The organism is Bacteroides reticulotermitis JCM 10512 (genome assembly GCF_000517545.1).
GTDB lineage: Bacteria > Bacteroidota > Bacteroidia > Bacteroidales > Bacteroidaceae > Bacteroides > Bacteroides reticulotermitis.
Genome location: NZ_BAIV01000044.1, coordinates 1 through 26186, shown reverse-complemented (window position 1 = coordinate 26186; position 26186 = coordinate 1). Strand labels below are relative to the sequence as shown.

Sequence of the window (26186 nt, the reverse complement as noted above, 5' to 3'; positions counted from 1 at the left end):
TTTTTGCGATCGAAAGCCAGACGGTAGTGGTCGCCTTCATGGGCCATCTGTTCCCATTTCACAGCCATATTCTGGGCTATAGTAGCATATTTATTTGCCACATCATTAAAACCAAGCATGCGAGCCATCTCGCTATACCCGGCAACTCCCATGATCGCCTTTATAGACAAGTTGGCGTTATGAGCCAATGCCCTGCAAAGTCATCCGTGCACAATTGGTTCTCCGGGTCCTGTCCATACCGTATATAATAGCGCTAACTATCTGTATATTAGTAGAATAAATAAATATCGTATTCTGTTTGTGTTGTCTTATAGGTAATACAGAAGCAAAATCAAGCTCTTTTCTTAAGGCAAAACGAAGCTTTTTGCCAACCTTTAGCGTCATTTTATTCTCTTAAAATAGATTGGAGATAATAAGAATGCACTGGATTGATATGTAAAATAAAGAGCATAAATATTCTTACTTTACAATCTCTCGGAGAGGCGTTTTCTCTGTATATGCAAAGCTCTATAAATCATATTCTTTCATTCGAGCTAAGAGGAGTAATCTTTTTATATGCACGTTGTCTGTTTTTTCATTCTTCTTTTTTCTAGTTCTACTCAGGCCTACTCTTTAGTATAAACAAAGGGTTATCTAAATGCTTATTGACCAGTTTCTAGCTTTAAACGGTCTGCTATTTTCATTTAGTCTATTCCTTTTTATCTTTCTTTGCGCATCAATTGTCAATCTAACATTTACATGAAGAATAAAATTTTGTTATTAAGCCTTTGTTGTTTGAGTCTTGCTTCTGTAAAAGCACAAGTCATACTGGACCATGCAGCAAGTAAAAACAGCTTTTCTATAGTTTCCCCATCTGCCAAGGTTGTTGTTTGTTTTGACGGGAAAGATGAAACTGTTGTACGTAAAAGTGTATCCCTGTTTGTAGAAGACGTCCATCGTGTAACGGGACAAGTCTTGAGAACCGAAGAGAATAATTTAGGAAACTCACCGGAGCGCTACGCTATTATTGTTGGAACCATTGGTCAAAGTAGCTGGATCAAAACGCTGGCTGCCCGGAATAAAATAGACACAACCGCTATTGCCGGTGGCTGGGAACGATATCAGATCGAAGTCGTAAACAATCCCGTTCCCGGTATTAAAAAAGCAATTGTTGTAGCCGGTAGCGATAGACGTGGAGCAGCTTACGGGCTTCTCTCCATATCAAAAGCGATTGGTGTCTCCCCTTGGTATTGGTGGGCCGATGCTCCGATCAAACAACAAAAGCGATTGGATGTAAAAGTCAACAAATTCGTATCGAAAGAACCATCCGTCAAGTTTAGAGGCATCTTTATTAATGATGAAGATTGGGGACTCTACCAATGGTCTAAACGAAACTTTGAGAAAGAACGCGGGAACTTCGGTCCCAGAACGTATGCCAAAGTTTGCGAATTACTACTACGCCTACAAGCCAATTATTTGTGCCCTGCTATGCACGACGCCTCTATGGCATTTCATCGTATTCCCGAAAACCGACTGGTAGCTGATAGCTTCGCCATTGCCATGGGTTCTTCCCACTGTGAACCGTTGCTATTTAATACGGCTAGTGAATGGAAGCGCGATCAGATGGGTGAGTGGGATTATATAAACAATAAAGAAGGTGTAAATAAGATACTGAATTCGCGTGTAAAAGAATGTGCGCCTTTTGAGAATGTGTATACGTTGGCTTTACGCGGCCTGCACGACCGAGCGATGAATGCAAGTAACGACATGTCCGATAGAAAGCAGATGCTTCAAGAAGCCTTAATGGCGCAAAGACAAATGTTGATAGATGCCACAGGCAAGCAAGGAAAAGATATACCTCAAGCCTTTACACCTTATAAAGAAGTACTAGATGTATATGATGAAGGCTTGGACCTACCGGACGATGTGACTATTATATGGCCGGACGATAACTACGGTTATATGAAGCGTCTGAGTAGTCCGAAAGAGCAGAAACGTTCCGGCCGTTCCGGAGTGTATTATCATGCCTCTTATCTAGGCAAACCTCACGACCATCTTTGGATGAATACCACTTCGCCAACACTGATGTATGAAGAGCTACGTAAAGCGTATGATATGACAGCCGATCGCATTTGGCTGCTCAATGCCGGTGATATCAAAGGCTGTGAATTTGCGGTTGACTTCTTCCTGACGATGGCGCAGGATATTGATTCCTTTAATTTCGAGCGGGCAGCAAACTACCGGACTGAGTGGATGTGTGGAATGCTAGGTGACCAATACCGCAGTGAGTTCCAGGATGTAACGAACGCATTCTACAAATTATCATTCGCCCGTCGACCGGAGTTCATGGGTTGGGGATATCAATGGGCTACGGATAAACATGGAAAAGAACGGAATACCGACACCGATTTCTCTTTTGCGAATTACCGGGAAGCAGATACCCGTTTGGATGAGTATCGCCGTATCGGAGATATCGTAGAGAAAATCCTGCATGCTTTGCCGGAGGAAAATCAGAAGGCTTGCTTTTACCAGTCGCTGTACTATCCGGTAAAAGGTAGTGAACTCCTAAATCGCATGATTCTATACGGGCAGAAGAACCGTTGGTACGCAACTCAGCAAAGGGCAGCTACCGGACAATTGGAGAAGATGACGAAAGCCTGTTATGATAGTCTGCAAGTAATTACCAAGGATTACAATGAGTTACTCGGTGGCAAATGGAACCACATGATGACAATGAAACAAGGTTTTGCCGCTTCTTATTTTGATCTTCCGGCATTACGGAAAGCGACCTTAGCACCTACTGCCTCTTTAGGCATCTTAGCTGAAGGAGAAGACGTTTTGAAAGGACTGAAGAGTTACCACTCGTTGCCATCGTTCAATACGTACCTGAGACAATCGTACTTTGTCGATGTATTCAATAAAGGAACCACTCCACTAAAATGGGAAGCATCTGTTACCGACAATTGGATACTCGTGAGTAAAAAGGCCGGTGAAACAACTACTGAAGAGCGTATAGAAGTCTCTATCGACTGGAATAAAGTTCCAACCGGAGAAAAAGTCTTCGGCGTATTGGATATCGCATCTGCCGGTGGAGAGAAAGAGCGAGTTTACATTTCCGTATTCAACCCCACTTCTCCTTCGCTAGCCGAAATGGATACCCTGTTTGTAGAACATAATGGCTATGTTTCAATTGATGCAGCCAACTTCCACCGAAAGGTAGAGAATACGGCAATCAAAATTATAGAAATACCCAACTTGGGTGTAGAGAATACGGCTATACAATTGGGAGATCCCGTTGCAGCACCGCAACGAACAGCCGGACGCAGTACTCCACGCGTAGAGTATGACTTCTATACGTTTGAACAAGGTTCTGTTGATGTGTATACCTATGTGTTGCCCACATTCGTACTCAGTAAAGACAGAGGTTATGCCGGTCATGAGGCTACCAATGTAGAAACGAAATATGGCGTATGTATTGACGAAGGCCCGGTTATGAATCCATCGACTTCTTCATTCGAATATGTGCAGATCTGGTACGAAAGCGTATTGAAGAATTGTCGAATCAACAAAACAACGTTGCATATAGACAAGCCGGGCAAACATACTGTGAAAGTTATCTGTGGAGATGCCGGAACCGTGTTGCAGAAGATTGTCTTGGATTTTGGGGGCATGCAACGTTCCTATTTAGGACCGCAGCCAACAAGAAACAAGCCACATTCCGCAAGCAATAAATAAAACCATCTTCTATTAAGAGGGACGATTACATCTTTTATAATTAGGTATTGGTAATAGAATATAGAGATGAATAGAATATTTTTATTGTAATTGTTCATGTCGCCCCTCTTACTAGTTGATGTAGAAAATTAAAAAGATAAAGATTAAAACCGTTTAGACCTATACGCAAATATAAGTCAGGCGTAGGTAGTGGGATGTGTAAAGCGGATAAAGACTACCACATGTTAACATCTTATTTAAAATAGAAATGAAAAAACACTTTTTGCTTTTATGCTGTTTACTGCTATCGGTTGTTGTCAGCGGAAACCCTGTAACGGTTTATTGGAGCGTATCCAAAAAGGACTGTCCAGCCGATTTAAAATTGAGATTCAAGCATCTTCCAGTCAAACGGATTATTTCGAATTATCCGGAGGAGGAAAGCAAGTTACAGTTCGCGCCAATAACTACGTGAGTGCGGCATTTGGTGTGAACTGGTACTTGAAATACTACTGCCGCACAAATTTTTCTTTCTGCGAAGATCAACTCCCTCAACTGCCGACCGACTTGCCACCGGTGAACGAACGGCAAGCAACCGTACTTGCCGACAACCTGTATATGAACTATTGCACTTTCAGCTATACAACGGTTTTTTGGGACTGGGAACGATGGGAGCGTGAAATCGATCTGATGGCTTTGAATGGCATTACGATGCCGTTGGCAATGGTTGGAACAGAAGCCGTATGGAGAAATACCTTGTTGAAGTTTGGATATACGAACTCGGAGATTAAAGAGTTTCTATGCGGCCCTGCTTATTTCGGCTGGTTGCTGATGGGAAACCTGGAAGAGATCGGCGGTCCCTTACCCGATGAATGGTTTACCAATCAGATAGCCCTCCAAAAGAAGATTCTAGCTCGGATGCGTGCATATGGGATGAAACCCGTATTCCAAGGATTCTTTGGAATGGTACCGTCTTCCTTGAAAGAAAAGTTTCCGGAAGCCCATCTTGTTGAGCAAGGTTTATGGAACTCTCTCCAACGTCCGCCCGTATTAGACCCGACGGATCCTCTGTTCGAACGTATGGCCAAAGTGTGGTATGCTGAGTATGAAAAGTTATATGGACAGGCGGAAGCATTCGGAGGCGACCTCTTTCATGAGGGAGGAAAAACGGGAGGAATTGATGTAACAGATGCCGCTCGCCGGGTACAAACGGCTATGCGCCAAAAGAATCCCAATGCAGTCTGGGTCATTCAAGCATGGGGCGGAAACCCCAAGGCCGAACTGTTGGCGGGACTTGATAAACAGCATACCTTAGTTGTTGATCTGGCGGCCGAGTTTTGGGACAACTGGCGGACACGCAAAGGGTTTGATGGCTTTCCCTGGCTATGGTCGAACATTACCAACTATGGAGGAAACATAGGTCTGCACGGACGTCTGGATGCCATAGCGTCCGGCCCGGTAGACGGGCAACATGATCCGATTGCATCATTAAGTATGAAAGGTATAGGCTCTACCCCGGAAGGAATTGAAGTTAATCCGGTCGTTTTTGACCTAGCTAATGAGATGCGTTGGCGTTCGGAATATCTAGACCTAGAAGTTTGGTTACAGAAGTATGCCGAGCGGAGATATGGTTCGCCCGACACAAGCCTGAAAGCAGCCTGGAGCCTTTTCCACCGTACAGCATATGGAACCTATGCGGGACATCGGCGTCCGTCCGAATCGGTATTTTGTGCACCACCCAGTTTGAAAAGAGACAAGATCACGGCTTCCGCCTGGAGCCAATCACGCATATTCTACGACCCTGAACTTTTTGCGCAAGGAGTCGGCCTATTCTTACAGAGTGCCGAAAAGCTCAATCAAGTGCCAACCTATCAATACGATGCCATCGATTTCGTACGGCAATACTTGGCCGACTTAGGCAGAGAAGCTTACTACAAATTGGTAGATGCCTATCAAGCTAAAGAAAGAGCAGCGTTTGCGCATTGGTCGGAAAGATTCCTGCAACTCATTCGGGACCAGAACGAACTCCTTTCTACACACGAGCGCTTCTTCGTTGGGCGTTGGTTGGCAATGGCTCGTTCGAAATCCAAACAGCCCGAAATCCAAGATCTGTATGAACACAATGCCCGTATGTTGATTGGTACGTGGACAGAAACCCAAAGCCCGGTACGCGACTATGCGCATAAAGAATGGGGCGGAATGCTCAGAGATTACTATTTACCCCGCTGGACGAACTACATCACCTATCTCAAAGAAAGCTTGCAAGGTGAAACGGTTCCTGTTCCTGACTCCTTTTCGGCGGAAAAAGCATGGGTGAATGCGCACAACACCTACACGATCGCTTCTCACGCAGACCCTGTACAGACAGCTAAGAAAATGTATAGCAAGTACCGTCGGGTGGACGAAGTGCGATAATTACCTTAGATAACTATAGAAATAACACTTAAAAATTAGGAGAATGAAACGACTTTGGAAAACAACCACTTTACTGGCAACAATTTGCTGTGCCCTTGTTGCTTGTGGGGATAGTGACATCGGAAATGAGGGGGACAAGGATAAAGATAAAGACGATAACGGAAAAGGTGAGGTTCCCGAGCCTCCGAAACCGATCATTGTCAGTATTACCCCCATTGAACAACTTAATCAGGGAATCCCGGTCATTAATTCGCATGCCACGTCACGTCCCGTTCGTCGTTAATGATGAACTATCGGATGTACGCCACCCCATCCACAGAGGTGAAAGCCACCTATCCGCGTTATCCGCGTGTTAAGCAGATGAAAAACGGACGTTATATCCTATTCTATCACAACGGTAGCGCCAACAGTAACATCGGTTCCGGCTGCGATTACGCCACCAGCAATGATATGAAACAGTGGGCACATAAAGCGCAATTGTTCACCAAGTACGCCATTACCGATAGCAAAGGAAATAAGAATGAACGGCGCTATGCCAATTGCGACGGGTTGGTGCTTTCCAACGGAGACGTGTTGGCTGTAGCTTCTTATCGGGCGAACAATGGCTATCGGGAATTGCCCGAAGATGCGGGTATCGAACTAAAACGCAGTACGGATAATGGCGACACGTGGAGTGAACCGATTGAAATCTATCAGGGCGTCAACTGGGAACCCTATTTGTTGGAGTTACCTTCGGGCGAGTTACATTGTTACTTCACAGATAGTAGCCGGACAGGCTTGGAAGGTCGTGGTACCGACACCGGCACGGCGATGGTCGTATCTACGGACGGAGGAAAGACGTGGAAACCCGATTTCGGCTCTTCACCCTACTACGTGATGCGAATGAGATGGGAGAAAGACGGAATTGTCGGCTACAATCATCAGATGCCTTCCGTTATCCGGCTCAACGACAATAAAGGGTTAGCCGCCGCCTTAGAGACTAATTACTTAGGCAAATATTACGTTTCGTTCTGCTACTCGGATAAAGACAAATGGGCATACATGACCGCTGATGAAGAAGGGCCGTCGGATAGCAATAACCTCGCTTTCTCCGGAATGGCACCCTACCTAGGGCAATTTCCTTCGGGTGAAACAGTTCTTTCGTACAATGCGTCCAATCAATATTGCCTGAAGATAGGTGACGTCAATGCCCGCAACTTCGGCACCGCTTACCAGCCATTCTCCGGTGGCTATTGGGGATCGTTGCAAATCATCAATCCACATCTGATGGTAGGCACCATACCTAAAGCTTCAACGGGACCTATTCAGATAGCGCAGTTTGTTCTTAACCACCGTATCGAAGCAGTTAACCGCAGCGTAAAGGTAAATGGCGATAATACGGAATGGGCGAATACCGATCATGCGCTCTTTGTGGGTAGCAAAGGACAAGCGCAAGGAACACTCCGGTGTTCGGCAGACAAGGACAGCGTGTACTTCCTTATCGAAGTGCTTGATAGCTATGTGCAGAGAAACGACAACGCAAGTATCTACATCAGTCCGGTTACGGAAAAAAATGAATTGACGAACCAAGCTTGCCGGATCAAAGTCTCCTCACGTGGGTTAAGTCTTCCGAGGTTTATGGAGGAGGCTGGAATGCAGCTAATCTGGGAGTATCTGTAGCTACCGCCATTTGCGATGCAAGTAACACGAAGCCCATAGACAGATATGGTTACGTTGCTGAAATCGCCATCCCGCGTGCTAAACTAAAGATTGAACAGGGAAAGCTATTGGTAAACTTCTCCCTATTTGATAGCCAGCAGGGCGAAGAGGCTATTTGTGAAACCTCCTCTACAAGTACGGTGCGCTGGATACCGATAACCGGTCTATAGAGGTCGGTTGACATTCGCTCAATTAGATTATTCATTCATTATTAAAATAGTAGAATTATGAAAAAGAGTTATCGTTTTATTTGTTTGCTATTTGCAGCTACCTTCTTCGCGACGAGTGCTGCTACGGCGCAAGGCTATTTTGAGAACTTCCCGGTGAAGGCAGATCCCAAGACTGTAGCCAATAAGCTGAGTAAACGTTTCCTGGAAAGTAAACATCAGCTATACTTCGACAAAGGCATACACTATGCCGAAGTCTGCACTTGGTACGGAGCGCTTCGATTCGCTGAGTTAACAAATAACCAGGAACTGATCAAGCAATTGAGAATCCGTTTCGAGTTGCTGTTTCATTTAGAAAAGGACCTTCTGCCTCCACCGATTCATGTGGACCAGAATATGTTTGGTTGCCTACCCCTTAGATTGTATAGCATAACCAAGGATGAACGCTACCGGGATCTCGGTCTGCCGTACGCCGACACTCAATGGACCCTTCCGGCCAATGCCAATGAAGAAGAACGCAAGTGGGACAAAAAAGGGCACTCCTGGCAGACCCGTCTTTGGATTGACGATATGTATATGATTACGATTGTGCAATCTGAGGCCTATAAAGTCACCGGAGATGTTAAGTACATGAACAGAGCTGCTAACGAGATGGTGTTGTATCTGGATGAACTGCAACACCCTAACGGACTTTTCTATCATGCGCCGGATGTTCCTTACTACTGGGGACGTGGAGATGGCTGGATGGCTGTAGGTATGACCGAACTCTTATTCAACTTACCGCAGAATGATCCCAATCGGGCACGAATCATGAAGGGCTATCTTTTGATGATGAATAACCTGAAAAAGTACGTAAACAAAGACGGGCTTTGGAATCAATTGATCGATGAGCCTAGTTTCTGGACTGAAACTTCAGGCTCAGCCATGTTTGCTTATGCAATGATCGTGGGCGTTAACAACGGTTGGTTGAGTAAAGACGAGTTCGCTCCCATTGCTCGCAGAGCTTGGTTATCTCTATGCAATTACATCGACGACGACAATAACCTGACCGAAGTTTGCATCGGAACCGGCAAGAAAAATAGTAAGCAATACTATATGGATCGTCCGCGTATAGCTGGCGACTTCCATGGACAAGCACCGATATTATGGTGTGCTTATGCCTTACTGAACCAATAAGATAACCGCAAGTTTACTTGCCGGATAACATTCCTCTTAGTCCCGGGCTACTTGTAGTCCGGGACTATCCTTTTTCTTGGGTTATTCTTGTAGTATTTTATTTCTTGGCTACGCAAACATTTTCGTTTCTAGGTGTAAATTCTTTCGTTGTTCTGCCTGAAAATAAAAGGATTTACATCTGACTGCAAGCATGGAACTGAGAGAATGCATTGGTTGCAGGTAGTTCAAGCCGGGCTTATCTATATCATTCGTTAGGATATTCCGATGAACCGATCGCTCGTTTGGAATAAATTGAGTACTTCATTGAGGCAAGCCAAATGCTAGGATAGGGTAACTTGAGTACTAGGTTAAGGTAACGCTAGTACTTGATCCAACTAACCGAAGTTCTTGATTTAGGTTAGTTGACTCCTAGACTATTAACAACTGAGCGATAGACTATTAATACTCCAATCCCAAGCTATTAATACCTGGCAACCTGTCTACAGTAAGCTGATATTCTAATTATATAGAACAAAGGAACCGGTAAACAAGAGCCTGATCTTTTTTGGAAAGGAATCCATGTAGAGTCGGGCTTCTTCCGCCGTTTAACCATACTTCACCCTCCCCCTACATGCAAGATAAAACTTTTTATCTCTCATGCTCTCATTGCTTTTCACTTAACTGGCTAATAATATGGTCTTTGCAAGATGAGAGATACATTTCAAAAGCGGGATCTCTCATCATTTCTCCGTATTTTTGCCTCTTTTTGAATGTATCTCTCATCATTTTTTGAGGTATCTCTCATTCTTTTTAGCTGTATTTCGCATTAGATATAGCTTCGCTTTATCAGTCACACTACTGCTGTCACTCACATTCGCATGGGTAATAGTCAACTCACGTTAGAGATAAGAGCGCTTAGAACCAACCCAAAGAAGGGATAAGGAAAAGACTTGACCATTGAGAACGGACGAAAGCGTAAATAAAGTCAGCTGGAAGCAGAAGAATAAATAATGGGCTCGTATAGAAGCTGATCCACCGCAGAAGCAATCGGTCTCATCGGTCGAAGTAACAGTTTCGGGCCATACTTTTTGGATTTACATTGTATTCCTTCCTGAAAACAAGTAGTGTGCCAGGCTGTGCAATGCCTTTGGCACAACTGTGCCAAGCCGATGTCACAGTTGTGCCATCGTAGAGAACTGTCGTGCCAAGGGCATGTCACAGTTGTGACAGTAGAGAATACGCTTGTGCCAACCGCTGTAACAGTTGTGACAGCAAGGCACACTGGTATGACAATGGCTTGTTCTTTCAGAATAGCAGTAAGCAAAGCCGTATAATCAATCCGGAAAGCTGCGTGAGCGAGAGCGTTTGGAATTAAAAGCCGGCTTCTTATAAAGCAACGATGGCAATGGTACCCGGTTTATTCGTACTTGGCAATGTTATTTCCAAGAGTCCGGGATGATAAGAGCTGCTTTTGAGTACCTGCCCATTGAACTTCACCTGATACCTTTTCTCCGGTTTCATGCACACAAGCATTGTTCGTTCGTGAGGGGCGGAAGAGTCATCAAACGCGATTTTAGCCCGGTATTGCGAGTACTCATCGGTAAACTGCTCCTCGCTGATCCAAACCTCGAATCCGGTTGTCACCTTGCCGATGCGGTAATATGCGGCAAACCAATTGAGTATGGGTGAGGATAAGCCGGAAAACTGATGCCAGCCGGCCCCACGTTGTGAAGAGATAATGAAGTGTTCGAATGTGTAATAACTCTCTTCACACTCTTTCTCCCAGGTGTTTAAAGCCGTATTGGCTATCTGGTAGGCCTTTTCCCCCTCGCCGAGATCCAGTAAAGCTTTCCATACCATCCACTGGTGAGGGAACCATACAGCCCCATTCCAATATCCGTCTGCCCGGTAATAAGGAGCCGACTGATCTACGTTGAGATGCCAACCGGCGTCCACATCTCCTTGGGAGAAAAAACATGACCTATCATCCGCTCGGTCTGTTCTTTGGAAGATATATTTGCCACAAGCGGGCTGACTCCGTCTAAGCCTTTATTGAAGTTCGTTCCGTCCTTGTATCGGTAGATGTCTTTGGCCTTCCCATCGGCATCATGCAACACATAGCCAAAATAACCACTTTCTTCATCCCATGCATAGGATTGCAATGCAGACGTTAACCGATGGATAAGCTGATCGTACTCTTTGACATCCTTTTTAAGTCCCATCTCGCGTGCTACCAGACGCAGAATCTTGGCGGCGCGGATGTAATAAGCAGAAGTAACTACCGGAGTAACCGAAGCTTTATCGCGTAAGGCGTGTTGAGGCGGGTAGTCGTCCCATCCTCCCGAGTTGTAGAAGTAGTCCCAGGTTCGCAATAGCCCCGTCTCTTTCATACGAGTGGACGAATAGGCACTGTTGCCTACCATAAAGTCGAAGAACTGCTTGAGGCGCGGATATAGGAACTGTAAAGCCTCTTTCGACTGACTGTTGTTCCACAGATCGTAATACGCATACATCTGGATGGGCAACGGGGTTCCATGATGGATGAAGGCCGACTCACTTCCCACAGGCGTCGTATAAGCACGTATGCATTCAAAAGCTTTCGTAACATCGACATCGATTAGTCCCAAAGCGATAAACCCCGAATCCCAGGTGTAAAGGCTGTTCCAATTCTTACCCGGGGTGAAGTGACGAATGTATTCTCCCTGCGTATGAACCGGATAAACGATATTGGACAAGAGCGCAGCTTGTAGCATACGTTGCCCGAACTTATACTTCTTTCCTTCCGATAAGATCTTGTTTTCAGCATCCGGAGAATCGCGACGGATCTGTGCAATGAAGGTCTCCGGTGAGGTATGGAAGTTTTGAATCTGCTCGTTTATCTGCTGCGATGTTCCTGTGCAAACCAAGGCATACAATGTCTGTTCGGTTTCTGGAGCTAAGACAATGGGACGCAAAAAGGCATTCGAATAATGCCATTGCTTGTTACCTACCAATCGAGTTGATACATGATCATGCGTCTTTTTGCGGAAGAACGACTCCAAATTGTCATCCAGAATGGTCCGGACTTCAGATTCTTTATAGTTCCAGGCTATCCCATACGCTTTGTCGCACCCTTCATACGTTAAGACAAAGTCCTGCTTACTCTTCCCAACACGCATTTCGGGTGTGAATGATAACGGTCGTGAAACGATTTTAAGTTCTTTCATCTCTTCTTCGCTACGCAAGAGAAAACCGTCCAGCGCAGTTTCGGAAGTTCCTACAGAAGACAACTCCAAGCGATAAATGCCCGGGGACTTGCATGCGTATGGAAGTTGAGCAAACACGTACTTTCCTTGTCCCTTTAGACTCAATTCGCCTTCTACCAACCCTTTAAGCCGGAAAGTTGCCGTTTTACCGGAAGGTGTATTGTATCTGAAACCAAGGATGCCCTTTTCTCTGCCCGGTAAGATGTTCACTTCGTAAACGACTCGATCGCCTTTTTCTTTGCCGAACCCTTTACCTAAGACGAATCCGCTAAGTGACTCCGAGGTGGCTTCCTCATTCCTTTTCCATCCGTCATACACCAGGTTGTATTGAGGAGATTTGCGCACGGACTCGTTCAGAATATAATCTGTCGCCTTATACCACGTTTGTTGCCCTTCTGTTGTCATTTGCTGCCAGATCTGATCTTTAGTTATCTCATTCCGGGGCTGTTCGCGTTCGTAGTCTATATAGGCCATCAGGTTCAGTACCAGATTCTGATTGGCGGTTGTATGATTGACGCAACGCATCTCCACCAAGGTGCGGTCTTCATCCAAGACGTGATAGGTAACATCTGTAAACACGCGATCTTTCCACTCCATTTCGTAACGGTAGGTTATGCGATCCATTGCCGGATTAATATCCCACGGATGGTAGGAGGATTCAAAGAGAACATGGGGAATGAATTGGCGATTCCGGTAATAGCCCGGCATAACGGAGACGTCGAAACGTATGCCTGCCTTCATATCCGGTATGTGTGAAATACTGGCGTAACGTTTTGAGTAAGGTCCCCATGCGTGCAGGGAAGTTATATCATGACTATCGGTAAAGCAGGAGGGAGGAATTGTACCTCGTCCCAATAACCTTATGGGAAGAATAGAAAGTATCAGAATCAGGAATAAAGCTTGTTTGTTTTTCATGTTGTACACCTAAAAAGATTCGTAGGTGCAAAATTACGGCTTTCAAAGATTTGGGAAGAAAGTATCTGGTCAATAAAAGAAAGAAGCTGGTCATAGTACTCGAAGAGCCTACACCAGCTTCAAACTGTCTTGTATACTTAATATATACCTCGGAGGTGACCGTTTCGTTCTCCGAAGGCTTTCTATTAGCTTAATTTATCACCATTCAATGGCCTGATCTTCATCCGGAATCTGCGTGTTGATGTTGCGTGACAGTGTCAACGTACCCTTCACATGATAGCGGATTTTAGCACCTGCTGCCGGGATGTAATTGAAAGAGTAATCAACGTTGTTGATAATTACATAGCGGTGTTCCAGGTAAGGGCGAGTCGCATCCATCGAAGAGGAAATACGGAAAGAAGGAGTAACGCCAGCGGTCATCTTGAAATCAATCTCAGCTGCATTGTCACAAGAAAGAGAAACCGGACCGTTCTTTTCGCCGTTAAACTTAAACTCGATCTTGTATTTCCGGCGGTCCGTATAATCTTCATCCACAATACCTGCATACGTAAAGATTGTCTGCTCGTCTATCACATATCCTCTTATTAAAGCCTTTGTGATGGATTCTGCCGTTTCCGTAGAAGTTCCGTCATCCTTCTTGATGACAACCTTATTGGTCAGCAACGCTCCGGAATAGTCACCCGAGTAGTCATTGAAAGGAAAAACTCTCAATAACGCCTTGGAATAGTTCTTACGCGGATGCGCCTGGTAGCCGTAGGACGGATTGTCTACGATTTGCAAGGGAAGTACCCACTTTTCGGACATGTCAATGCCTTTGAAGTCGAAGTTGAGGTCCAAGAGTCCCACGTCTTCTCCGGCGTTAATCTGCATCGTCTCCGGATAGGACACATACGTGTTATCTGCTTCCATATCTTTATAGAACAGGTCTGTACGTGTGGCGTAACGGGCAATGTTCAGGATGTTCAACGTATCAGGATCGTGAGCCACGTGCACGGTAATGTTCTGTTGATTGGTAAGCGTGCCGCTAACAATCACGGGTAACTGATAATTGGATTTTCCCTCTCCACCGGCTGTATAGTTCCCGTCCTTGTCTGTACGACTGTAGGGTACGTAAACACTCGTCACTCCTTTACTATTCAGAGGAGAGCGGAAAGAGATGTAATGCTCATATTGTTCCTCTTCCCATTCAGAGTTACAGGAAGCTCCAAGTAGGGCCATTGCCGCCAAAGTTACGATTGTATATATCTTTTTCATATAGCTGTCTTTTGTTAGAAAATTAGTCATACATAGTCCATCCCGGGTTCTGTGTCAGGCGCGGATTACGTTTCAGTTCACTATGCTTGATCGGCCAGAGCCACAGCTTCTCAGAGAATGTGGATGGAAGATTGTAAATAGGAATCGGAGTATGGAACTCTGCTCGGTTGGCTTCGGTAACAAAGACATTGCAACCATAGATTTGCAGTGCTTCTTCTGTTGGGGCGTCTTTCCAACGACGAAGGTCGAAATAACGTTTCCCTTCTCCCATCAATTCGATCATACGTTCACGCTTCAGCGCTTTGCGCATTTCGGCAGCGTTGTTGTCATAGAATGCGTCCGGATAATCGGCCAAACCGGCACGAATGCGTACCGGATGGATTCCTTTCTCCATCTCCGCCTTCTCACGGCTGACCGCATAAGTCGTTGCTCCGTTCCAGGAAGCAATGTTATACGTTCCGGTCAGTTCGTTCAACGCTTCGGCATAAAGTAGCAGGATGTCGGCGTATCGGATGGCAGTCTCGGCTTTTGCCCGGTAGGTACCCGGATAGTCGTACGGATGCACAAACTTTTTGATTCCGATTCCGGTACGTAAGTAGAAGCCATCATTACGGTATCCATCGGCATTAGCGAAATAATACCATGCTTGTTGGTTGCGTTTGTGATCTTCTTCTTTTGTACTCAGGTAATACCACATACTGCCGTTATAGGCTACAGAAGCATAGAAGCGTGGCTCGCGGTCGGCGTACTGTACCGAAACGCCTGTCTCAATGTTGCAATATTTATAGTCAGTGGCTTTATGAGTTGCGTCACCGATGAAGCCTGCAAGACGTTGGCTTCCATCTCCGCGACCAATCTCTTTGTCTTTACCCGGACTGTCTTTTCCATCTGCCATATAGTAAGCATCACACATCTTCTGTGTCATACCATGTGCATTCCAGCCCCCGTCGTCCTTCGGCATCTGATGAATCACCATCGTATTAATGTCTGTTGTTCCGCGGGTGAAGATCAGTTCCTTGTTGTTGGCAGGTAGAAACTCGCCGTTAAACACACTGCGGTAAGACTTGAGCGGATCAATATTCGCCCAACCGTTCGGCCAGTCTTGGTTGGCAAACTCTCCGTCGGCCGGAGGTGTAACGGTTGGAAGGTCGGAAGGCCCATTGTTTGAAGTGGAACGACCGACATGAACCAAGTCGTAAACTCCTAACTCCATAACGTCTCTGCAAGCAGCGGCAGCTTTGGCCCATTTCTCTTCACTGTACTCGGGAGAGAGCAGTTGTCTGCCTTTATCGTCCACCAATGCTTGCGCATAAGCATCGTTATTACCGTTCGCAAACGGGCTGGCGGCAAATATCAAAGCATAGGCTCGCGCAGCCAACGCTGCACCACGGGTGGGGCGAGTTACGGCATAATTATCTGTCCGGAAATCATATTGCAACTCTTTGGCAGCTTGTATCATCTCTTTGCTGATGAACTCGGCTACTTCTTCGTATGAGCTACGCGGAGTGGCTATCTGTTCATAACTTTGCGTATAGTCTACGCCCTCGTCCGGCATGATGGGTACAGGACCGTAACGTCGCAGCAACAACCAGTAGTAGTAAGCACGTACAAAGCGTGCCTGTCCCTTATAATCCAGTATTTCCCAATCCGCCATTTCCTTACACATATCGATGTTGTGGATGAAGACAGATGCTTGGTAGATTCCTTTATAGCAGTTGCCCCATGCACCGGTGTTATACGAGTTCTCGTCGTATTCACCCAATTTGAACATATTGTACGACAGTTCATTCTTCGTTCCATCAATTGCCTTGTCACGGTCGCCATAATACATGTCGTCCGCAAAACAGAATGGGTTGGTTCCGGGGTTTTTAGTCGTAACCTCTTCGTTTTCGCCTTTTAGATAGGAGTACGCGTTGGCCAGCCACTCTTCCGCATGGGTTTTGCTTTCGAAGACCGTTTCAAGGGTCAGACGGTCTCTAAAGTATTTATCCGAATCCAGCTGATCGGCACAGGAAGAGAAAGCTCCTGCACCCAATACAGTCAGTAATAGTATATAAAGCTTCTTTATCATAGTCTCTGATTTTATTTTATAAGTTAACACTTAAGCCCATGGTGATTGATTTCGTCAACGGATAGTCTTCTCCACGTGGGTTGGCAGACTCCGGATCCCATACCTTGAAGGACGACCAAGTGATCAGGTTCGAACCGGCGATGTAGATACGGATGTTATTGAAGCGTAATTTGTTCACAATACTCTTTGGCAAGGTATAACCGATGTCTAAGTTCTTCAAGCGGACATAGCGTCCGTCGCGCATCCAGAAGGTAGAGGTCTGCTGGTTGTTGTTGTTTCCTCCGTAACTCAGACGTGGATAGGATGCGTTCGGATTCTCATTGGCTTGAATGCCTAACGTAGCAGCCGTTTGCGAATCGACCCAACGGTCGGTTATCATGTCTTTGAAAATATTACCCCAGTCGCTTTCGCTGAATGCGTATACACATTTACCATATACTGGGAAAGTAGACTTACCGGCTCCCTGGAAGTGGATATTAAAGTCGAATCCTTTCCAAGCGAAAGATGCTCCTATACCGTAGACCAAATTAGGACGAGTCGTAGCTCCGATAGCAACCCGGTCTTGTGAATTAACAACGCCATCACCATTCACGTCTTTGTATTTGATATCACCTGGCTGAACAGTTCCGAAGTCTTGTCTCGGACTGTTACGGATGTCATCGTAGTCTTTAAATAATCCCAATGATACCAAACCTTTCAACTGATTAACCCGGTAGCCGCTATCATACTCATACGGGTAAACTTTCGTCTCCTCGTCTCTTTCCTGTACTTCGTTCTTACTATAGGTGATGTTACCACGAAGAGTTACGTCTACTGTACCTACTTTTTGTTTGAGAGCAAAGTGACCATCGAATCCTTTCGAAGTTACGACACCCACGTTGGCACGAGGTTGACTACCCAAACCTACAATCTCCGGTAGGTATTGGCGGCGCATGTAAATGCCTGTACGCTTTTCGGAGAAGTAGTCTACTGTAGCTGTCAGTTTATCGTTGAATAAAGAAAGGTCTACACCTAAGTCGTCTTTGGTTGCAATTTCCCAGGTAATACCCGGAGAGGCAACTTGTGTATAGTATGTTCCTGTATAGCTTTGAGTGTAGTCCCCAAATCCCCAGTTATATCCGGAACCACCGGTTCCGATCGTGTACAGGTAAGGGAAACGTATCTCATCATTGCCTTCCATCAGTTTGTCATTACCCACCTTACCGTGCGAATAACGAACTTTGAACATATTAATCCATTTCAGATTCTTCTTAACAATTGGCTCCTCGGCGATGTTCCAGGCAAGCGAATAGGCCGGGAAGAATCCGAATTGATGTCCTTTGGCAAAGTTCTCCGAACCACTATAACCGAAATTGAAGTCTACAAAGTACCGGTAGTTCCAGTTGTATGTAGCCCGTCCAGCTAAAGCTTGGTTGCGTCGGGCAATACCGGTTTTAATATCCGATCCTAAGTCCACCGTCTGCTTTTTGGAATCTTGTGTGTAGCGCACGGTGACTCCTGTATGATGGTTGTTGAAACCACGTTCCCAACTCAACAACAGATCGAGAAACTCCCGTCGATTACCCGAACTTGTACTCGACTGCGTCATGTCATAGGCGTCTCGCATCTTATCGAAGATGATTGCACCTGTCGTTTGGTTGCGTCCGTTGGCCTTGTACATATCTGTCTGCGCCGACGATTGATCGAATTCTTGTTTTCAGTATCATAACCGAAGCGGCCAACAAACTTTAGCCCTTTCGTGATCATGTCGAAGTTTTGTTCCAGGGTTACATTGCTCTGGAGTTTGTTCTCCCATTCTTCGTTGTATCCGGTCTGTGTAGACGAGACCCAAGGATTGAGTTTGTTGTCATCTCTGTGTGAGATAGGTACATAGCCGTTGGAGTAATATACCGGCGAAGAGATGGCGTTATAACCAAACAGCTCGCCCCACAAATCATTGTCGCCCAATCCCGGACTGTTGCGTTTGCCAAGGGAACCGGACACGCCTACCTTCAGTACTGTACTCTTTGTAAGGTCAATGTCGACATTCATACGATAGTTCCAACGTTTGTAGTTGGCGTTCGTATCGTAGTCTTTCCGCAGCGTTTCGTCGGTTTTGTACATACCTTGATCTTCTACATAGCTTGCAGAGACGTAGTAACGGGCTGTGCTACCACCACCGCTTAGGTTTAGGTTAGCGCGGTAACTCCAAGCACCATCTTTCAAGATCAAGTCTTTCCAGTCCACATCCGGATAGAAATCCGGATCCATCTGTGTGCGAATTAAATCTAGTTCTTCCGGTTGGTAAACCCGTCCCAAGTTTCGGGTCATCTGTGCTTCGTTCACCAAATTGGCATACGTCATACCGTCTACAAACTCAGGCGTGATGGTGCGGGTATTGTAGGACGTTTCTACTTTGGCATCAATCCGTACCTTACCGGCTTTACCGTGTTTAGTTGTAATCAGCACTACACCGTTAGCACCTTTTGAGCCATAGATAGCAGTAGCCGAAGCGTCTTTCAGCACGGTAAATGTTTGGATGTCTTCGATATTGATTTCATCGAGATTGTCACGTTCGAATCCGTCCACTAAAATATAGGCACTTGTACCGGCACCAAAAGTGGAGATACCTCGTATCCAGAATTCAGAAGTGCTTTTACCCGGTTGTCCGGAAGTCTGTTGGGCCATAATACCCGGGACATTACCTGCCAACGCATTGGATATATTGGATGTAGGGTAGCGTTTAAGTTCGGCAACGTCTACGTTTGTTACAGCTCCTGTTACTGTCAGCTTTTTCTGCGAACCCATACCGGTTACTACGACTTCATCCAGTACACTTGCCTCTGACTCTTTCATTTTCACATCGACCGTACGCTGTTCCTTAATAAGAACCTCTACGTTGTCATACCCAACGTAAGAGAACAATAGGCGGTGGTAAGGTTCCACTTTGATCGTGAATTTACCGTTAATATCTGTAATAGTACCCAAGCCGACTACATCTTTCACAATGATGTTGACACCGATGATCGGTTCACCTTTTATATCAGTAACCTGGCCGTTCACTGATATTGTTTGCGCTAAGACCGTCAACGGGACAACCAATATCAGCAAAAAAATAGCTAAATATCTTTTCATAATCTAATTGTGTGTTTATTCGTTAGATTCTGTAACCTCTTCTTCCATAGAAATTGTACGGATCGTATGCCCCACCTGATCGTGGATGTAGAAGATATTTTTATCGCTGTCGTAAACAAGCCCGGTTACATCACGGAAGCGTGCTACTTCTCGAAGGTCGCCATCATCGGTTCCCCACTGGTTATTGTCGGCAATAGCGGTTGTTGTTCCCCGGCCTGCATAAGTCGAAATGATGCCATCTGGAGTCATCTTGCGGACACAGAAATTCAACATATCTACAAAGTAAAAATCATATTCGTCAGCCTGACCGGCATAATCTTTGTTGTATACAAAGACACCTTGACAAGGTTTATTCACGCGAGCGGCAACTCCTACGTCATCTTTATAACCGCTAACCTTATAGCCTCCGGCAACTGTGTACGGAGTAACAAACTCATGTGTCACTTCGTTGTAATCAGAACGCATGAAGTAGTGGTTGTTGATAACTCCAAAATAAGCGTACTTTCCTGTCGGATGGATAAAGATCTGGAACTCCCATGAGGGGTCGGCAATCGTAAATAATTGCTTGAAGATTGTATTGTTCTGGGTTACAGATGGGTCCCATTTTCCTCCATTCTTGATTGTCTCAAAGTATTTATCCAAATCCAATCGGAACACCTGTCCTTTTTCATAGCTATTGAAATACAACTCACCATTGATCGGGTGAACGGAAGCACCGTTACATTGCTTATAGGAGGCTAGTATTTGCACGTCAGAGTTATCGTTGAATGTTCCGTCTGCATTACGTTTGATGATGTATACGTTCGGACTATTATTTCCTTCACCGTCATAGTCGGCCGCTATAATCATATAGTCTCCCTTCTTCGCATACTTACCGTCAATATTGAAGTCGATACTACGAATACGGTTATTTCTAACGCTCGAAAGATTTAAAGGCGAAGAAAGCATACGGTTCTTTAAGTCAATTAGCTGTATCGCTTTGTGACCGTCGTAGCAAATATATAGGTGATCCTTATTCAAGGGATCAAATGCCATACGACCAGAGTTACTGAAACCGCAAGCTCTTACATTATCCGCACCGTCGAAAGGTCCATCTCTCCAACCTTGGTCGTCACGATTATTACGGAAGCCACAAAGTGTGCTTACTACCATTTTCTTCTGATAGCCGAAAGGGGTGCTTGCGGTAGTTTTTACCGCATTCTCTCCTTCTCCTACGGTGACCTCGAGTACACCACTGAAAGCCCCGGTAGGAACAAAACAGTAGATATACGTACTCTTTACATTAATAACAACAGCCGGCTTACCACCGATTGTCACCTTTACATTAGAGGCGTCTGTTCCGAAGTTCTCTCCGCTAATCAAAAGCCTTTGATAAGCACCTCCTTCTTTCGGTGTGAAATCTGAAATCGCTACGGGTTTTGAGGGATCAAAGGTTCCTGTCTCAGTATTGTTATCGTCTTTGCAACTGTAAGTGCAAATAGTGAATAGTGCCAGTACTATCCACCGGCCCTGTTTCAATACTTCTTTCATTTTACATCTCATGTTTTTCATTTTAGTTAATAATAAGTGTGTTTCGCAAAATCAATATTTCATAAGCATTTTATCCATTAGCACTTTCATCCAGTAGCCTCCGATCACTGAACGCGCTTTGAAGCCGGTCATTTTGCCGGTCTGCGTTTCATGCCAGTCACTGATGGGTACGCGGGATTCAGTCTCATTAATATACTTGTAAATTGGATCGATAAACTTCTCGAAAGTAGCCCGATCGGAAGACATAGCAGCCGACCACATAATCCAGTCCGATTTGCTGTAATCTCTACGAGAATCCAGTGGAAGTCCGTAAGGATTCTGCTTCGTTAGATAATAGTTAATTTCTTTGTCAATCACATTATTAGGGAAGAGATTCAGGTTCCACATCTTATCCCAGATCATATTGTACTTCTGGCTCCAAGTGTTTTGTCGGTCGAAAGCCAAGCGGTAGTGATCGCCTTCATTGGCCATCTGTTCCCACTTTACAGCCATGTTTCGGGCTATAGTAGCGTATTTATCTGCAATGTCATTCCAACCGAGCATGCGTGCCATTTCACTATACCCGGCAACTCCCATAATTGCCTTTATAGACAAGTTGGCATTATGCGCCCAATGGCCTGCGAAATCATCGGTACACAGCTGATTTTCTGGGTCCTGTCCATACCGTATGCATTAAGGGCAATCTTTTGATTATAAACACAATACAATGGCTTGTATTGTGTTTGTGTTGTACTTATGGCGACAGTTATTAGATATTTAGCGGAGTTTATATCAGCTAAACACAATTGTGGAAGAAACAGTTTGGTGTAATAAATGCATAATCAACGACCTCTTTCAGTGCTTTTAATTAGCTTGAGGTACGTATTTTTATAGATAAGAAAATCCTGAACTCAAGGGAAAGTGAATGAAGTTAGTAGGTATGCAAAAACAAATAAGCAATATTTAAACAAATACATTTCCTCATTAATAAGCACTGCTTTTCTGACTTTACAGTAATCTATTCTGAAAGTTTGGCTCGTAGTTCTTTCAATCTTTTAGCCGCTTCTAGATTATCGACTTTGATATAACGCATAAAAGCGGAGGGACTTTTATGCCCTGATATTCGCATAAGCTCCCCTGAAGGAAAACCAAATAAATACATATTCGTACAGAAAGAGCGTCGGCATGTATGTGAAGATATCATTTCCCATTTCTCATAGATTTTCTTCTCGCGTTCCTTTCCTTTTTTGCGGACAACTTCTATTTTCTGCTTGAAGTTAGCTCGACGTCCGATCTCTTTTACTCGTTCATTAAATAAATATCTCGAGACTTTGGGTAAGTTATAATTGTATTTTTTAAGTATTTCGGGAACATAATCAATCATTGGAATAACAACTGCTTTATGTACTTTTCGCTGCTTAAGATTTATATTTCCATTGTCCAAGTCCATATGCTCCGGACTCAAGGTTGAAAGATCACTATATCGTAACCCGGTAAAACACCCGGTTATAAATATATCACGTATCTCCTCTAATTGTTTATCATCAGATAGATCCAGGGCATATATTGTAGCCAATTCCTTCTCATTCAAATAGATTGCATCTGTTTCCTCTTCTACCACCTTAAAGTTTCTCAGGTCAATCAGTGGAATAACGCCTTTCACGATCTGATAATTAACAAAGCCTTTTAGTAGACGTATTATTTTCCCGGCAGAATTAGTAAGTAGCCCAACTGTTCCATTCGGTTTTATGACTTTACAGAATAGGTAATCCATAAACTCATTATAGAATATCAAATTCAGATTGCGAAAGGTTATAGGCTGTGACGAATATTCTTTAAAAGCAATCAGGTGTTTACGAAGAGTTCGATAATCTTTTATCTGATCTTTTGATACAGAGGACGACTTCTCTTTAATGTATCGTTCTAATGTATCAAACAAGTCTACTCTGCTAGGACGCAACTCGTACTCCCTACCTTTTTCAAGTTCAAGCAAAATGAAATCAACCGTCGGGTCTATTCCATTTCCTTTTGCATAAGTAAGGATTTCACCTAACTTCGAAGTAAGTTTAATTAAAGAAGCATTGATCTCTTCATATTCTGGGCAAGCCCGTTTTATCCATTTTTTCTTTATGTTCCAATATTCCGGCTTAATACTATATCCGGTAGGAATAAGTGTTCGCTTTGTTCGATTATAATTATATCGAACATACAAGGCGGTAGTTCCTGCTTGAGTAACATACCCTGGTTTTATATATGGAGAATAATTCGCGATAATTAGACCGTATTGCAATTGTGGCGCAAATCTACAAAAGGTATATGAAACTATCAACTACTCTCACTTAAAAAAGTCGAGTTCATCAAATCAGACTCCTCATTTGATAGGCTAGGATAAAATCTGCTCAGAAAAGGATAAAATCTATTCAAACGCATTTAGAACACTTTTTATTTGATAGAAGTGAGCTGTAAATCATGAAAAAGAATAGATTTTATCCTTTCTTGAACACAGATTTTCCTTCCTTCTCTTATTTATTCCATTACTTTGTGTCGTTCTGATTGAAGATACTATGAGGAAAACAGCTAATTTAATGCTATCGGGAAAATACAATCAGATAGCATACTCCTCTTTTAAGTCTTTATATCGAATTAGGCAGTAAAAACAGGTTTAGTTATATAGTTAAGGTATATAAGATAACAGTATTCATTTTAGGAAACGGTCCAGATAGCGCTATTCTCGGATTTTAATGTAACAAGATTGAAGGAAGGATAACCTTAAATTTGCTAATAATTTAAAAAAATATTTATGAAGAAACTACTAGCTGTAATAGCTTTCTCAGTTGGAATAGTAGCCAATATACAAGCCATTGACTTATTTAAGCCTGTAAAAGAGACAGCATTACGTGCTCCATCTGTTCCTATAGTCGTATCAGATCCTTATTTCTCGATTTGGTCTCCTTATGATGAATTAATGGAAGGTAGCACAGAGCATTGGACAAGTGCAAAGAAACCATTACTGGGTGCTTTACGCGTGGATGGGAAGGTTTATCGTTTTTTAGGTAAAGATCGTTTTAATTTGACAGCAATCGCGCCTATGACCAACGTAGAACGTTGGGAAGCAACGTATACTAATACTCTCCCCAAAACAGGTTGGCAAGAATCTCAGTTTGATGATAGTTCTTGGAATAAAGGTAAAGCTGCTTTTGGAAGCCGCGATATGCCACGTGTACATACCGATTGGAAAGGTGAGAATACGGATATATATATTCGTCGTACTTTTGAGTGTAATAATCTCAATCTAGAAACAGAAGATATATATCTTACTTATTCTCATGATGATGTGTTCGAGTTATATCTGAATGGAGAGAAACTTGTTTCAACAGGGCTTACCTGGAAAGACAATGTATCTTTCAAATTGCCAGATGCAGCAAAGAAGAAGCTTCGCAATGGAAAAAATGTAATTGCCGCTCATTGTCATAATACGACAGGTGGTTCTTATGTAGACTTTGGCCTTTTTCGTGAAAAGAAGAGCGCGGTGAAGTTCACCAATGAGGCTATTCAGCAATCAGTACATGTATTAGCGACTTCCAGCTACTACACCTTTACTTGCGGTCCTGTAGAGCTTGATGTTGTATTCACAGCTCCCCAACTAATTGATGATCTAGATCTGCTATCTACTCCTATTAACTACATCTCTTATCGGGTGCGTTCATTAGATAAAAAAGAACATGATGTTCAACTTTATGTGGAAACGACTCCGGAACTGACAGTAAATGAAGGAACTCAGCCGACTGTTGCTCGTACTTTCTCGAAAAGCGGAATCAGTTATGTAGAAGCAGGATCAATCGATCAACCAATATGTGCTCGCCAAGGAGACTTAATTTGTGCTGATTGGGGGTATGCATATCTCGCCAGTGTTAATGGCTCAGGACGATCTGTCAGCTTAGGAGATTATTTTGGAATGAAAGAAGCATTTGTACGGAATGGATCCTTAGCCCCTTCAACCACTAAATGGACTACTCGCAAAGAAGAGAATAATCCTGCGATGGCTTATGTGCATAATCTAGGTTCCGTATCCAAAGATGGCAAAGATGGGTTTATGATGATCGGCTATGACGACATCTACTCCATTGAATACATGTACGAAAAACGTATGGGGTATTGGAAGCATGATGGTAAGGTCTCTATCTTTGATGCTTTTGAGAAACTCAGAGATAATTATCAGAGTATCATGTCGCGTTGCCGTGCTCTTGACGAACAGATTTATGATGATGCCGAAAAAGCTGGTGGAAAGAAATATGCGGAAATTTGTTCAGCGTCCTATCGACAAGTAATCTCTGCACACAAACTGTTCACAGATAAAGACGGAAATTTGCTGTGGTTTTCTAAGGAAAACAATAGTAATGGCTGCGTCAATACCGTTGACCTAACTTATCCATCTGCTCCACTCTTCTTGGTCTATAATCCTGACTTAGAAAAGGCTATGATGACTAGTATCTTTGAGTACAGTGCAAGTGGACGTTGGAACAAACCTTTTCCTGCACATGATTTAGGTACCTACCCAATAGCAAATGGTCAAGTCTATGGAGGTGATATGCCGATTGAAGAAGGAGGTAACATGGTTATTCTGGCAGCAGCAATTTCTAAAATTGAAGGAAATGCAGATTACGTCAAGAAATATTGGGATATATTGACTATTTGGACCAACTATTTAGTAGAGTATGGACAGGACCCGGAGAACCAATTGTGCACGGATGACTTTGCAGGGCATTGGGCTCACAATGCCAACTTGTCTATAAAGGCAATTATGGGAGTTGCCGGGTATAGTGAAATGGCACGCATGCTCGGTTGGAATGACATTGCAGATAAATACGCTACTATAGCCCGGAACATGGCTGTGAAATGGGAACAGATGGCCAATGAAGGCGACCACTACCGCTTGGCTTTCGACCGACAAAA

At 44.1% G+C, this 26186-nt stretch carries 11 protein-coding genes and 4 pseudogenes; 7 read left to right on the top strand and 8 right to left on the bottom strand.

Annotation, left to right across the window (positions count from 1 at the left end; translation table 11 throughout):
• A pseudogene (locus JCM10512_RS25185) lies at nt 1-250 on the bottom strand (glutaminase domain-containing protein); the annotation flags it as partial.
• A gap of 488 nt (nt 251-738) precedes the next feature.
• Here JCM10512_RS25185 and JCM10512_RS19660 point away from each other — a divergent pair.
• The 6 genes from JCM10512_RS19660 to JCM10512_RS19645 all read left to right on the top strand — a co-directional run bounded on the left by JCM10512_RS19660 (nt 739) and on the right by JCM10512_RS19645 (nt 9146).
• Nucleotides 739-3714: a glycosyl hydrolase 115 family protein gene (locus JCM10512_RS19660; RefSeq protein ID WP_044165530.1), complete on the top strand. Its 2976-nt coding sequence runs from the start codon at nt 739-741 to the stop codon at nt 3712-3714.
• Between the two features lie 270 nt (nt 3715-3984).
• Nucleotides 3985-6105, top strand: a complete 2121-nt coding sequence (locus tag JCM10512_RS19655) for an alpha-N-acetylglucosaminidase (RefSeq protein WP_044165529.1) — start codon at nt 3985-3987, stop codon at nt 6103-6105.
• Between the two features lie 43 nt (nt 6106-6148).
• Nucleotides 6149-6388, top strand: a complete 240-nt coding sequence (locus tag JCM10512_RS24360) for a hypothetical protein (protein ID WP_244437354.1) — start codon at nt 6149-6151, stop codon at nt 6386-6388.
• A gap of 14 nt (nt 6389-6402) precedes the next feature.
• Entirely contained in the window at nt 6403-7764 is a 1362-nt protein-coding gene (locus JCM10512_RS19650; RefSeq protein ID WP_244437352.1) for a sialidase family protein, read from the top strand.
• Entirely contained in the window at nt 7677-7973 is a 297-nt protein-coding gene (locus JCM10512_RS24355) for a hypothetical protein (RefSeq protein WP_244437351.1), read from the top strand. The genes JCM10512_RS19650 and JCM10512_RS24355 overlap by 88 nt, the downstream gene beginning before the upstream one ends.
• Before the next feature lie 57 nt (nt 7974-8030).
• Nucleotides 8031-9146 (top strand): glycoside hydrolase family 88/105 protein, encoded by a 1116-nt coding sequence (locus JCM10512_RS19645; protein ID WP_044165528.1) that lies wholly within the window; start codon nt 8031-8033, stop codon nt 9144-9146.
• Between the two features lie 1365 nt (nt 9147-10511).
• Here JCM10512_RS19645 and JCM10512_RS25180 read toward each other — a convergent pair.
• From JCM10512_RS25180 to JCM10512_RS19610, 7 genes and pseudogenes are all read right to left on the bottom strand, one after another.
• Nucleotides 10512-11878, bottom strand: a pseudogene (locus tag JCM10512_RS25180) (MGH1-like glycoside hydrolase domain-containing protein).
• Between the two features lie 1605 nt (nt 11879-13483).
• Nucleotides 13484-14539 carry a DUF4973 domain-containing protein gene (locus tag JCM10512_RS19635; protein ID WP_044165537.1) on the bottom strand — a complete coding sequence of 352 codons (1056 nt, stop codon included), beginning with the start codon at nt 14537-14539 and terminating at the stop codon, nt 13484-13486.
• Between the two features lie 22 nt (nt 14540-14561).
• Nucleotides 14562-16610, bottom strand: a complete 2049-nt coding sequence (locus JCM10512_RS19630) for a RagB/SusD family nutrient uptake outer membrane protein (RefSeq protein ID WP_044165527.1) — start codon at nt 16608-16610, stop codon at nt 14562-14564.
• Between the two features lie 16 nt (nt 16611-16626).
• A pseudogene (locus JCM10512_RS19625) lies at nt 16627-19724 on the bottom strand (SusC/RagA family TonB-linked outer membrane protein).
• 15 nt (nt 19725-19739) lie between these two features.
• Nucleotides 19740-21254, bottom strand: a complete 1515-nt coding sequence (locus JCM10512_RS19620; protein WP_052517310.1) for an IPT/TIG domain-containing protein — start codon at nt 21252-21254, stop codon at nt 19740-19742.
• 51 nt (nt 21255-21305) lie between these two features.
• A pseudogene (locus tag JCM10512_RS19615) lies at nt 21306-21923 on the bottom strand (DUF1793 domain-containing protein); the annotation flags it as partial.
• Between the two features lie 328 nt (nt 21924-22251).
• Entirely contained in the window at nt 22252-23445 is a 1194-nt protein-coding gene (locus JCM10512_RS19610; protein WP_244437345.1) for a site-specific integrase, read from the bottom strand.
• A gap of 588 nt (nt 23446-24033) precedes the next feature.
• Between JCM10512_RS19610 and JCM10512_RS19605 the strand changes: the two genes are divergently transcribed.
• Nucleotides 24034-26186: glutaminase domain-containing protein (locus JCM10512_RS19605; protein ID WP_044165522.1), on the top strand; the 2153-nt coding region annotated here is incomplete at its 3' end.